Genomic DNA, 13,151 nt, shown 5'->3' on the forward strand with positions numbered 1-13,151 from the left:
AAACTCATGAAAAGGATTTTTATAGTTTGTTTCAGTGTTTTATTACTTAGCTCTACAGTTGCACAGAATGCTGAAGACAGAGGCGATTATCGTATTGTATTCTATAATGTAGAGAATCTTTTTGATGTCGAAAACGACAGCCTTACGGTAGATGATGATTTTACGCGAGAAGGCAGAATGTATTGGAGTTTCAATAAATATAAGAAAAAGATCAATCGAATAGCTCAAGTAATTATGGCAGTTGGCGGTTGGGAGATTCCAGAGATTGTTGGACTTTGTGAGGTAGAGAATCGATACGTTTTAGAAGGTCTTACACGATATACAGCGTTGGCTCGTTTCCATTATGACATTATACATTACGATTCTCCTGATAGAAGAGGAATAGATGTGGCTATGCTATATCAAAAGGATAAATTTACACCATTGTATACAGAAGCTCTCAAGGTTGATTTAAAAGACTTAGATGGAGGAACTACGCGTGATATCCTCTATGTAAAAGGAGAAACCACTACGCAGGATACGTTACATATTTTTGTCAACCATTGGCCTTCAAAATATGGTGGAGCTTTACAAACTGTCCCTAAAAGAAATAAGGCTGCACTTACACTAAAAGCCAAAACAGACAGTTTACTTCAAAACGACCCTCTCGCAAAAATCATTATTATGGGCGATTTGAATACAGAAGCTGACCGTACTCCCATTGTAAAAACCTTAGGAGCAAGAATAAAGTGGGAAAACACTGATGAACTCGGCTTGTACAACCTGAGTGCAAGGTGGAATAAAATCTCTGGCTACGGTTCGCATAAATACCATGGCGTTTGGGGTTCGCTTGACCATATTATTGTTTCTAATGGTATGTTTAAAGGACGAGGTTCCTTATTTGTTTACGAAAATGATGCAAAAGTGTATTGTCCGGCTTTTCTTTTAGAAGATGATAAAGAAGGAGGACAGAAACCTTTTCGCACAAATATTGGAATGAAATATAATGATGGATTCAGTGACCACCTACCTGTGTATTTAGATTTGTGGAGAGAATGATTTATTCCGATATAAAACGGATATTTTCTTCTTTAAGTAAATCCATACCTTGCATTTTGAGGTAGAGCTGGGTAAGAGCAACTACATCTGCTTCACAATAGTTTACAATTCTGTCAAGGCCATTCTCCTGCCAATAAATATTCCCAACTTGACTACCGTTAATATCTTGCTTAGGAGTTGGGATGTCAAAGATGTGGCAGAGTAAATCCAACGAAGTATAGTTTTTATAATCTCCAAAGCGCCATAAATCAAGCGTGTCTAAGAATGGAATTTCCCAAGGTTTTTTGCCCTGTATCTGAAGGAGTTTAGGTAAACCAATACCATTGATTAGCATTCTTCTGCATAGATAAGGGAAGTCAAATTCCTTACCATTGTGTGCACAGAGCCGGGCATTTCTGTTACTGGAAAACTTAGTAAGGCTCTCTTTGAATTGTTTAAGTACCACGACTTCTTCATCTCCGTAAAATGATTTGATATGCAATGTCCCTTTTACGATAGTGCCCACCGAAATACAAATGATTTTCCCAAATTCTGCGTAAATTCCAGCTCTCTCATATGAATCTTCTACGCTAGTTTCTTTACGCCATTGGTTTGATTTCTTTTCCCATAGTGTTTTGCTGCGTTCTGATAAATTTTCGTAGTCTGCCTCTTGGGCAACGGTTTCAATATCTAAAAAAAGGATATTTGCTAATGTATTCATACTTTATAAAGTTAAAAGGTACTGTAATCGGGAAGCAACCATATCAATGCCGACATTGTTGCCTCCGCCTCTTGGAATAATAACATCTGCATAGCGTTTGCTAGGCTCTACAAATTCGAGATGCATAGGCTTTACCGTTTTTCGATATTGCTCTTGCACACTTTCAAAGCTACGTCCTCTTTCTTCCATATCTCTGGAAATACGGCGAAGTAGTCGCTCATCATCATCAGTATCTACAAATATCTTCATGTCAAAAAGTTCCCGTAATTCCGGGATAGCAAAGATCAAAATTCCTTCAACAATCAAGATACGAGCAGGTTTTACTGTTGTTGTTTCTTTTTTACGAAGATGATTCGTAAAATCGTAAATCGGTTGTGCGATAGGGAGTCCCTTTTTTAAGGTTTTAATATGTTGGATGAGTAAGGAAAACTCAATAGCATCAGGGTGGTCATAGTTTACCTTAGCTCGTTCATCTAAACTAAGTTCGGGCATATCTCTGTAGTATGCATCTTGCTCTAAAAGGGAGGTGTGTGCATTTACTTTTTCTAAAATGGCTCCTGTTACAGTAGTTTTTCCTGAACCCGTTCCACCAGCTATTCCTAAAACAATCATAGTTTCCAAGTGATTTATTCGTACTTTTGTGAAATATACAACAAAATAAAGAGAAATTTAAAAAGAGCCAAAATGAATAAGCTATATCCTCTGAAGTTTAGTCCAATATTTAAGGAAAAAATATGGGGTGGAGAAAAACTCAGAAATTTGCTAAATAAAGATGTGGAAGGAAATAATATAGGTGAGAGTTGGGAGATTTCGGGTGTTCAGGACAATGTCTCAGTAGTTTCTAATGGATTTCTTGCTGGAAATAATATAGAGGAATTGGTAGAGGTTTATATGGGCGACCTTGTAGGAGATAGCGTTTATGAAAAGTTTGGTATTGAGTTTCCTTTATTAGTAAAATTTATTGATGCCAAAGAAAGGCTTTCCTTGCAAGTGCATCCTAATGATGAGATGGCGAGAGAACGCCATCATTCTTATGGAAAGACAGAAGTTTGGTACATCACACAAGCAGATAAAGGAGCAGAACTCATTAGTGGCTTTAATCGTCCGATAAGTAGAGAAGAGTATCTTCAGCTTATGCGAGATGGGAAAATTGAGGAAATTATCAATAAAGAAACAGTTAAAGAGGGCGATTGTTTATATATGCCTTCAGGACGCATTCATTCTATTGGAGCAGGAGTTTTGCTCGCAGAAATTCAACAAACATCTGACATAACTTATCGGATATTTGATTGGAATAGAGTAGATGCTGAGGGAAATAAAAGGGAGTTGCATACAGATTTAGCACTAGATGCTATAGATTTTTCCTTTCATAAGGATTATATGACACGCTATGATGCTCTGAAAAATAAGGCTACTACCTTAGTTCAATGTCCTTACTTCACTACTAATTTAATCTATTTTTCCGACGAGATGTCGCAAGACTTTCATCAATTAGATAGTTTTGTGATTTATATGTGCGTAGATGGAAAGCTATCGTTGCTCTGGGAAGAAGGTGAGATTTCTTTAATAAAAGGAGAGACAGTGTTAGTTCCAGCTTCTATTGACGAAGTTACACTCGAACCGGATGGGGAATCCAAAGTTTTAGAAATTTACATATCATAAGATGAATATTAAGAGCGCAGAATTTTTAATGAGTAATAGTAAGGTGCATTTATGTCCTGAACCAAATCTTCCTGAGTTTGCCTTCATCGGTCGGTCTAACGTAGGAAAATCATCTCTGATTAATATGCTGACAGAGCGTAAAAGTCTGGCAAAAACGTCATCTACTCCTGGGAAAACTCAGTTAATCAATCATTTCATTATAAATGACGAATGGTATTTGGTTGATTTACCTGGTTATGGTTATGCTAAGATGCCTGAGAAACCTCGAAAGAAATTGAAGGCGATTATCGAAAACTATATTTTAGGAAGAGAAAATTTGACGAATATATTTGTTTTGATAGATAGCAGGCATAGCCCACAACAAATAGATTTAGAGTTTATGGAGTGGTTAGGAGAATCTCAAATTCCATTTTCAATCATTTTTACAAAAACAGATAAACTGTCAAAAGGGGCATTACTAAAAAATATAGAAACATATCGTCAAGAAATGTTGAAAGTTTGGGAAGATATGCCTCCATATTTTACTTCTTCATCCACGAAACGAGAGGGGCGTGACGAAATATTAGATTATTTAGATACTATTTTAAAACAAATCTAAATGTAATTATATCTCTTAAATAACTTCGTAAAAAAATATAAAAGCGGTACTTTTGTATCAAAATCTAACAACCTAAAAACAATGAAACTATCTACGTCAACGAAACTTAAAATTTTTTCAGGAACAGCTTCAGAATATTTTGCAGAGGGAATAGCTAAGAGCATTGGACTTTCTGTTGGAAAATCTACCTTACAACGCTTTAGCGACGGTGAAATACAGCCTTATTTTGAAGAGTCTGTACGTGGTGATAATGTATTTATTGTACAATCAACGTTTTCTCCTGCTGAAAACATTATGGAGTTGCTTTTGATGATAGATGCAGCAAAGCGTGCATCTGCATACAAAGTTATAGCTGTAATTCCTTATTACGGTTATGCGCGTCAAGACCGAAAAGACAAACCACGTGTAGCGATTGGAGCAAAAATGGTAGCTAATCTTTTACAGGCTGCCGGGGTAGATAGAATTATGACAATGGACTTGCATGCTCCTCAAATACAGGGATTTATTGATGTGCCAGTGGATCATTTATATGCATCAAGTATGATAGTGCCATATATCAGAAATCTAAATTTACCTGATTTACTCATAGCATCTCCTGACATGGGAGGTTCTAAACGTGCAAATGTGTATGCTAAGTTTTTGGATGCCGAAATGGCTATTTGCCATAAGTCAAGACTAAAAGCCAATGTGGTAAGTGATATGAAAGTCATAGGTGAGGTCGAAGGTAAAAACGTAGTCATTGTTGATGATATGATTGATACTGCCGGGACTATTGTAAAGGCCGCAGAAATGCTAAAAGAAAAAGGAGCAAAGACAGTGAGAGCCGTGGCAACACATCCGGTGCTTTCTGGGCAAGCTCACGAGCGCATAGAAAATTCAGCATTGGAGGAAGTCATCTTTACAGACTCAATACCTTTAAGAAAGAAGAATTCTAAGATCAAAATCCTTTCTGCAGCAGAGCTTTTCGGGAATGCAATTTTAAATGTACACCAAAGTCGATCAATTAGTAAAGGATTTTTAGAATAATTGATTATCTTTGCACCCTCGTTTTCATTACCGCAGTGTAATGGGAATTCTCCGCAATGGTTGTGGACGAATTTGAGTAGCACATTTTAATTTTAAAAAATTATGAAAACATTTGATTTAGCCGGTGAGTCTAGAGAGACTACTGGAAAAAAAGCCGCAAAGGCATTTCGCGCAGAAGGTAAAGTACCTTGTGTTGTTTATGGAAAAGGAGACAATGTACATTTTGTAGCTGAGGCTAAGAGCTTTACAAAATTAATTTACACTCCAAATTCCTACATCGTTAATCTTTCCATTGATGGGAAAGAGGAAACTGCTATTGTAAAAGATGTTCAGTTTCATCCAGTTTCTGATGAAATTCTTCATGTGGATTTTGCCCGTGTAGATACTAAAAATCCTATTGTTATTGAAGTGCCAGTAAAAACTGAAGGTCTAGCAAAAGGTGTAAAAGCTGGTGGTAAATTACATTTATCAACACGCAAATTAAGAGTAAAAGCATTGATGGAAAATCTTCCTGATGTGCTAACTGTGAACGTTACGAATCTTACTTTAGGAAAGAGTATTTTAGTTGAAGATTTAGAGTTTGATAATATTGAATTGGTAAACTCTCCAAAAGCCGTTGTCGCTCAAGTGAAATTAACAAGAGCTGCAAAATCTGCAGATGATGATTTCGATGATGAAGATGAGGATGAAGAAGAGTCTTCTGGAGAAGGAGAAGAGAATAAAGAAGAAGCTGCTGAATAGCATTTCAACTTTTATATTTTAAAAAAATAAGATTCCCTCACAGTTTGCTCTGTAGAGGGTTTCTTTTTAGTTATATATTTGTAGTATGAAATATCTAGTTGTTGGCATTGGGAATATTGGTTATGAGTATATGAATACTCGTCACAATATTGGTTTTGAAGTCTTGGATACTCTTGCAGAAAAAGCAGGATTAGAATTTAAATCAGAACGATACGGTGCACGTGCACAATATCGATTTAAAGGACGTATTTATGAACTGTTGAAACCTAATACATTTGTGAACCTTAGTGGTAAGGCTGTTAACTATTGGCTACAAAAAGAAAAAATTCCTCAAAGCAATTTACTTATTATTGTTGATGATTTAGCCTTGCCGTTTGGAACATTACGTTTAAAGCTGAAAGGTAGCGATGCCGGGCATAATGGCTTGAAAGATATTAATGCAGTATTAGGAAATCAAAACTATGCAAGATTAAGGTTTGGAATAGGAGACAGTTTTTCTCGTGGACATCAGGTCGATTATGTACTTGGTAAGTGGGAAAAACAAGAGCAAGAACATTTGCCCTTGCTCATAGATAAATGTATTGAAGTTATTCGCTCTTTTGGGACAATAGGTGCTTCACGCACTATGAATACTTTTAACAAAGATTATTTACCCAAAGAGGAAGAATAAAATAATTATTTTTCTTCATCTTCGGTGTACCAACTAGCATACATACTATAACTGTTTGCAATTCTATTGATCTCACCTTCTAACAAATCCGGGCTCAACTCTTTTATTTTTTTTGCAGGAGTTCCCGCAAATACACTTCCTGACTTCACTACCGTTCCCTTAGTCACTACGGCACCTGCAGCTATGATGCTGTTACTTTCTACCACTGCGTCATCTAAGACAACAGCATTCATGCCTATAAGTACATTATCATGAATTGTGCAACCATGCACTATAGCGTTGTGTGCGATTGAAACATTATTACCAATATTGGTTGGAGATTTTTTATATGTAGCATGTATCGTTGCATTGTCTTGAACGTTTACATTATTTCCAAGTCTGATGCTGTGTACATCACCACGGATGACAGCTCCGTACCAAATACTACAATCATTTCCCATAACTACATCACCAAGGACTGTAGCATTTTCTGCGAGAAAACAATTCTTACCAAACTGGGGAGAAATTCCTTTTACTTTTCTTACTAATGCCATATTTTATAAATTTTTAGTCTAATTTTAACCTTGTTATTTCAAGTACAAAAATACGATAGTTTTGTATGTTTACCAATAAACAGAAGATGTCCTTTTATTTTTATACTTTTGTATGGATTATGGCAAAATGCTATAGAGTAACTTAACTACTTATTTATTGATAATCATGGCATTATTTGGACTGTTTAAGAAGAAAGAAAAAGAAAATTTAGATAAAGGCTTAGAAAAGACAAAAGAGAGCGTTTTCTCCAAACTTTCTCGGGCTGTTGCCGGGAAAAGTACGATTGATGATGCTGTTTTAGATAACTTAGAGGAAGTATTAATTTCGTCTGATGTAGGTGTTGATACTACCTTAAAAATAATTGATAGAATTACAGAACGAGTTGCAAAAGACAAATACGTCGGAACTAGTGAATTGCAAAAGTTGTTGCAAGAAGAAATAGTCGGACTTTTGGCTGAGAATCCTTTAAAAGTAGATTATAGTTTAGATGGGAAAGGAGATCCTTATGTAATAATGGTTGTAGGAATCAACGGAGTTGGTAAAACAACAACTATAGGGAAGATATCCTATCAATTGAAGAAGGACGGAAAAAAGGTTGTGATTGGTGCCGCTGATACATTTAGAGCTGCGGCGATTGAGCAACTGGAAGCTTGGGCTGAACGCGCTGATGTGCCTTTAGTAAAACAGAAGACCGGATCTGATCCAGCTTCTGTTGCGTTTGACACCTTGAGTAAGGCAAAGAATGACCAAGCAGATGTTGTAATAATAGACACAGCAGGTCGTTTACATAACAATGTGAATTTAATGAATGAATTGACTAAAATAAAACGTGTGATGCAAAAGGTTGTTCCTGCTGCTCCTCACGAAATATTACTTGTACTTGATGGTTCTACTGGACAAAATGCATTTGAACAAGCTAAGCAATTTACCAAAGCAACGGAAGTGAATGCTCTAGCCATTACTAAGTTAGATGGCACTGCAAAAGGGGGAGTAGTTATTGGTGTCTCAGATCAATTTCAAGTTCCCGTAAAATACATTGGAATCGGGGAAGGTGTAGAAGATTTACAGGTATTCAATCGGGAAGAATTTGTCGATTCTTTATTTTCTATTTAAACTCAAATATGCAGGTTGAAAAAAAAGAAAGGATAAACCTAATTAGTTTAGGTTGTTCCAAAAACTTGGTGGACAGCGAATTATTAATGGGTCAATTGTTAGCTAATGATTATGAGGTAGTCTGCGATGATGAAAACCTTAATGCTGACACTTTAATTGTAAATACATGTGGTTTTATCGGAGATGCTAAGGAAGAGTCTGTTAATACGATTTTACAGTGCATTGAGGCAAAGAAAAGAGGAATGACCAAGCAAGTCTTTGTAATGGGATGCATGACAGAGAAATACAAAGATGAAATGCTTAAAGAGCTTCCAGAAGTAGATGCTTTTTTCGGAAAATTCCAAGGTAAGGATATTGTTACACGTTTAGGTAAAAATTACAAGCAGGATATTTTAGGAATTCGAATGTTGACTACACCTAGTCATTACGCATATTTAAAGATTTCTGAAGGTTGTGATAGAAAATGTTCTTTTTGCGCTATCCCTTCTATGACTGGAAAACACACCTCTAAAACTATAGAAGCTCTCGTTCAAGAAGCTGAATTGTTAGCACAGAAAGGGGTAAAAGAACTTCTTGTAATAGCACAAGATTTGTCATCTTATGGTCTGGATATTTATGGCAAGCAGAGCTTAGCTGACTTACTTGAAGAGTTAGTTAGGATAGATGGTATAGAATGGATAAAACTCCATTACGCTTATCCAACCGCTTTTCCCTACGATATTCTACCTTTAATGGCAAAACATGAAAAAATTTGTAATTATCTAGATATCGCGCTACAACATTCTAGTGATAATATGTTGAAAATGATGCGTAGAGGAATTACTCTTGAGAAAACAGAACGACTGATTGAAAGGATAAGGGAAGAGGTACCGGGAATTGCAATTAGAACGACCTTAATGGTCGGACATCCTGGTGAAACGGAAAAAGACTTTGAGAATTTAATGAATTTTGTACGAAAAATGCGCTTTGAGCGTATGGGTGCTTTTGCTTATTCAAATGAGGAAGGAACTTATGCGTATGATAAATATGAAGATATTATACCTTCACAAGTGAAAATGCAACGTTTAGATGAACTTATGGAACTCCAAGAACAAATTGCTGAGGAAATAGCGAATAGTTTTGTAGGCAAGCATCTAAAGGTTATTATTGATAAGGAAGATAAAAATTATTTTGTGGGTCGTACGGAATATGACTCCCCAGAAGTTGATCCAGAAGTATTCATAAAAAAAGAGAAAAGCATTAACGTGGGTGAATTCTATACTGTTAAAATCACTTCTGCTAATGCTTTTGAATTATTTGGACGTTTAGTATAGTTCTATTTTGTGATGCTAATTATTGCAGCTAAAGAGGCTGCAATTCCTGCAATTCCACTTCCGATACCAATCCAACGCTGGGCCTGTCCTGTTCTGTCAATCTGTGGTTTTTCAGGAACAATAATTTCAGCTCCAGGTACAACCTTTGGAGAATTTCTAAAAATGAAACATCGCGTAGCATGTGCTTCTCCATTAGGATAAACCACATAAACTTTATTTTTCTTTGCATTGTTAGCGAAACCACCACTCAAACGAATATAGTCATAAGCACTCAGTTTTTTGTCGTATGTTAAAGATACTTCGTTTAAAACAGCTCCTTTTATTGCTATAGTTTGCATTTTTGCAGGAACAAAGATTTGGTCTCCATCTTGCAACATCAAATCTGTACCACTTCTTTTATCAGACATAATGTCTTTGAGGTTTATAGCAACTGTTTTATATTCTTCTCTTGTTATTTCTTTTACATTCATTGTAGAATCTTGCTCTGCAATTTTTACTTTGGATTGATATTGAGCATCAGAAAGTATTTCTCTTCGTTGTAATGAAATGCCTTGAATATAAGCTTCAGGAGTTAATCCACCTGCACGCTCAATTATATCAGAAATACGTTCCTGTTTATTAGAAATACTATAACTTCCTGTGTACTTTACCTCTCCATTTATAGTTACACTGCCCTGTCCTTGATTTAATCCTGGTGCATTTCTAACATATACGTGATCAAATGGCATTAAGACCATGTCTTTATCTTCTGAAATCAACTGTAAGTTTCTATCTACTGATATAGTATAAGTATGAATCAAATTGTCTGAATACTCTTCTGCCTCATCGTAGTTTAGTCTTCTTGCAATTTCAATGTTAGAAATGGAGGCTTTTTCTTTAAATCCGCCAGCTAGAAAAATTAAATCCTGAACTGTCATATTTTCTGAGTATGAAAAAGTTCCTGGAGACTGTACAGCACCAACAATCTCAACAGTGCGATCTTCACGCATATCAAAAATAGATGATATAATTACATTATCTTCTTTACGAAGTGTGATATTTTCTTTTCCTTCGAGTATATCCTTAACAGAAAACGAAATTGTTTTTAATTCAAGATTGTCTAGTTTGCGAGTTATGATCGCTCTTTCTACGAAAGCATCATCTCTAAGACCTTCGGCATTTTCTATGAGTTGCTTCAATGTAAGTCCATCTGTTAGCTCATAGTTTCCAGGTCTGTATACGGCTCCTGATATTGAAACTCTATTCTCATAAAGTTCAACAACTTTTCCTGATTCAATTTGGTCACCATTTAAAATTGGAGTAGATTCATACTGTTCTGCAGTTATAGTTTTGAAACTAAGCGTGCGAGAATTATTTCTTGTTAGACTAACCTGTTTGTTGTATGCATTTGCAGTAAATCCTCCTGCAAAACGAATCACATCTGCTACTGTTTCGCCAGGTTTTGCCTCAAAAATCCCTTGACGCTTAAACGCACCTTCAACAAAAACTCTGTGTAAATAAGGCTTTATTAGGATAACATCATTGTTTCTAAGCTGAATATTACCACGTGTATCACCATTTATTAAGTAGTGGTATACATCAGTGGTTGCAACTGTTTTTCCGTCACGGACAATGTCAATTTCTCTAAAAGAACCATTAGCTCCTGGACCACCAGCTAAATATAATGCATTAAATACGTTAGCTGTAGCAGGTAATGTATAGGTGCCAGGTCTGTTTGCTTCTCCAATAACATTAACATTAATTCCTGAAATATCAACAACATTTATAGAGACAAACGTATTTGGGTGATTTCCCTGCATTCCATTATAAATAGAGGAAAGGCGCGTTTTTATTAATTTTTTAGCTTCTGCTATTGATAATCCACCTATATAAACTGGACCTATGTTAGGAATATTTATGGCTCTGTTTTTTCCTACTTGTAAGGCATAATCACGTTGGGAAACCCCATATACATTAATATGAATGTTATCACCGACACCAATAATATAATCCTCAGACAGAGGGGTGTTTAGATTGGAAGCAAAATTAAGGTTCTCCGTATTGAAAAATTGAAAGCCGAAGGGTTGCTTCTCTATATCTAGCGAGTCTATATTAACTTTTTGAGAAAATAATGTTGAGTCAATAATAGCATCTATGGTATTAGAACCTTCAAGTAACTGTTTTTCATTTTGTTCCTCTTCCTTCTTTTCAAGAAAATCTTTTATTCTAGCCTCTAAATCTCTTAGTTGTGTTTGCGTTGCACCTTTAGTTCTAGCTATATTTAATACTTCGTCAAGTGATAAGCCGTTTTCCTCCATTTGTGAAACAAGTTTCTCAATTTGAGAATCGGAAACTTCTTCGATGGATTGTAGGTTGGAATGGTTTAGGTTAAATATTCCTTGGGCTTTTACGTGAAGAGGGCTAAGTAAGAGTAAGAGTAAAGTAATGAATAATGATAATTTTCTCATTATATTTTATATTTAGATCGTTTATTCTGTTTTCTCTATTTCATCAGGTGATGGTAACGGGCTTTCATCAACAACAGGCGAAACTGCTATGTCATCCTTTTCAACATCAGGTGCTTTGGGTCCTTTTTTATACTTTATTAATGCACCTGCCATAATCAAACTTGTAGCAATAATCATAAAAAGAAGGGTTCCCGTCTCGAAATCAAATAGAGCATATTCTTCAGGTATAGAGAAGAATAAAAGAATCGAAATTAAACCTCTAGGTGAAATGTATAACTCAGGTATAACATCTTTACTGACAAAGATTCTTAAAAGCATAAAGCGACTACCATATAAAAGCAATAAAGCAAAAAGACTAATAATCCAAACCTGTGCAGTAAAAATTGAAGCTAAAGTGATACTAAATCCAAAAACGACAAAAAAGAAAGTTCTTAAAATGAAGGAGCTTTCTAGTGTAATGAGGTTAAAGTTTGAAAACACCTCTACAAAATCATCGTTTTCTATTTGTTTACGAATAAATTTAGGCAGTAGAAATTGATTTCTGAGCATCAGTCCAAAAATTAAGATAAGGAGTAGTGTTGACAGATGAAAAAGTTTTCCTACCGAAGTAAAAAGCATCAATATAGCGATAAGGAGAAAGAGTTTTACTTCTCCTTTTAATCGATGGAATATCAATAAAATTAAATAAGATGCAACAACCGATACTATTAAAGTCAATACCAGATTACTTCCTATTGACCAACTCGCTTCTGCAAAACTCGTTGCATTAATATTATCTCTAGCTGCGTAGAATATCATGATACCTAATATGTCGGAAAAGGTACTCTCGTATATCATGAATTCTTTTTTTTCATCTTCTAAGTCTGCTACACTTGGAATTACAATGGCACTACTCATTATTGAGATTGGAATTGCATAAATGAGTCCGACTGAAAATGTGATACCTCCAACAACCCATTGGATGAGGAATGCCAAAAAAACAGCATTAATAACAATTCCCAGCAAGGCAACAAGGAATGAGTTGGTTATGAGTTTCTTCTTGTTTTTCCGAATCTTTAAGTCTAAAGCTGCCTCAAGGACAATAAGTATTAAACCTACGGTGCCCAATATCCCTAAATATGGCATTACATCAAAATTTGACAAACCGAGAATTGGAGCAACATATTTTAATATTATCCCTAGTGCGATTAATAAAAGGACGCTAGGAATACCCGTTCGCTTGCTTATCCCATTAAAGAAGTAGGATGCAATAACGATTAGTGAAGCAACAATAATAATGTAATAATCAGATCCGTGCATAAAACAATCT

13 protein-coding genes are annotated in these 13,151 nt (G+C 35.6%); 8 read left to right on the top strand and 5 right to left on the bottom strand.

Annotation, left to right across the window (positions count from 1 at the left end):
• Nucleotides 1-6: 6 nt before the first annotated feature.
• Complete coding sequence (locus C7377_RS02700; protein WP_116495785.1) at nt 7-1,038, top strand: endonuclease/exonuclease/phosphatase family protein; 1,032 nt, start codon at nt 7-9, stop codon at nt 1,036-1,038.
• A gap of 1 nt (nt 1,039) precedes the next feature.
• Here the strand turns inward: C7377_RS02700 and C7377_RS02705 are convergent, their stop codons facing one another.
• Both C7377_RS02705 and udk read right to left on the bottom strand, forming a co-directional pair.
• A complete protein-coding gene (locus C7377_RS02705) occupies nt 1,040-1,738 on the bottom strand; it encodes a 3'-5' exonuclease (RefSeq protein WP_116495786.1) in 699 nt (232 codons plus the stop codon).
• A 3-nt stretch (nt 1,739-1,741) separates the two neighbouring features.
• Nucleotides 1,742-2,350 (bottom strand): uridine kinase, encoded by a 609-nt coding sequence (gene udk, locus C7377_RS02710; RefSeq protein ID WP_116496212.1) that lies wholly within the window; start codon nt 2,348-2,350, stop codon nt 1,742-1,744.
• 72 nt (nt 2,351-2,422) lie between these two features.
• Here udk and C7377_RS02715 point away from each other — a divergent pair, with 72 nt between their 5' ends.
• From C7377_RS02715 to pth, 5 genes are all read left to right on the top strand, one after another.
• Nucleotides 2,423-3,400 carry a type I phosphomannose isomerase catalytic subunit gene (locus C7377_RS02715; protein WP_116495787.1) on the top strand — a complete coding sequence of 326 codons (978 nt, stop codon included), beginning with the start codon at nt 2,423-2,425 and terminating at the stop codon, nt 3,398-3,400.
• A 1-nt stretch (nt 3,401) separates the two neighbouring features.
• Complete coding sequence (gene yihA, locus C7377_RS02720; protein WP_116495788.1) at nt 3,402-3,998, top strand: ribosome biogenesis GTP-binding protein YihA/YsxC; 597 nt, start codon at nt 3,402-3,404, stop codon at nt 3,996-3,998.
• An 81-nt stretch (nt 3,999-4,079) separates the two neighbouring features.
• The gene (locus tag C7377_RS02725; protein WP_116495789.1) at nt 4,080-5,024 is read left to right on the top strand and encodes a ribose-phosphate diphosphokinase; all 945 of its coding nucleotides are present in this window, start codon (nt 4,080-4,082) and stop codon (nt 5,022-5,024) included.
• Nucleotides 5,025-5,126: 102 nt separating this feature from the next.
• The gene (locus C7377_RS02730; RefSeq protein ID WP_116495790.1) at nt 5,127-5,765 is read left to right on the top strand and encodes a 50S ribosomal protein L25/general stress protein Ctc; all 639 of its coding nucleotides are present in this window, start codon (nt 5,127-5,129) and stop codon (nt 5,763-5,765) included.
• Nucleotides 5,766-5,850: 85 nt separating this feature from the next.
• Nucleotides 5,851-6,435: an aminoacyl-tRNA hydrolase gene (gene pth / locus C7377_RS02735; protein ID WP_116495791.1), complete on the top strand. Its 585-nt coding sequence runs from the start codon at nt 5,851-5,853 to the stop codon at nt 6,433-6,435.
• A 5-nt stretch (nt 6,436-6,440) separates the two neighbouring features.
• Here the strand turns inward: pth and C7377_RS02740 are convergent, their stop codons facing one another.
• Nucleotides 6,441-6,968, bottom strand: a complete 528-nt coding sequence (locus C7377_RS02740; protein WP_116495792.1) for a gamma carbonic anhydrase family protein — start codon at nt 6,966-6,968, stop codon at nt 6,441-6,443.
• A gap of 166 nt (nt 6,969-7,134) precedes the next feature.
• On the opposite strand from C7377_RS02740, the gene ftsY reads away from it, so the two are divergent.
• Nucleotides 7,135-8,082: a signal recognition particle-docking protein FtsY gene (gene ftsY / locus C7377_RS02745; RefSeq protein ID WP_116495793.1), complete on the top strand. Its 948-nt coding sequence runs from the start codon at nt 7,135-7,137 to the stop codon at nt 8,080-8,082.
• 8 nt (nt 8,083-8,090) lie between these two features.
• Nucleotides 8,091-9,395: a 30S ribosomal protein S12 methylthiotransferase RimO gene (rimO, locus tag C7377_RS02750; RefSeq protein WP_116495794.1), complete on the top strand. Its 1,305-nt coding sequence runs from the start codon at nt 8,091-8,093 to the stop codon at nt 9,393-9,395.
• Nucleotides 9,396-9,397: 2 nt separating this feature from the next.
• Here the strand turns inward: rimO and C7377_RS02755 are convergent, their stop codons facing one another.
• Complete coding sequence (locus C7377_RS02755; RefSeq protein WP_116495795.1) at nt 9,398-11,842, bottom strand: SLBB domain-containing protein; 2,445 nt, start codon at nt 11,840-11,842, stop codon at nt 9,398-9,400.
• Nucleotides 11,843-11,863: 21 nt separating this feature from the next.
• Nucleotides 11,864-13,141: a cation:proton antiporter domain-containing protein gene (locus C7377_RS02760; RefSeq protein ID WP_116495796.1), complete on the bottom strand. Its 1,278-nt coding sequence runs from the start codon at nt 13,139-13,141 to the stop codon at nt 11,864-11,866.
• Nucleotides 13,142-13,151 lie beyond the last annotated feature (10 nt).

Source organism: Balneicella halophila (assembly GCF_003096835.1).
Classification (GTDB): domain Bacteria; phylum Bacteroidota; class Bacteroidia; order Bacteroidales; family Balneicellaceae; genus Balneicella; species Balneicella halophila.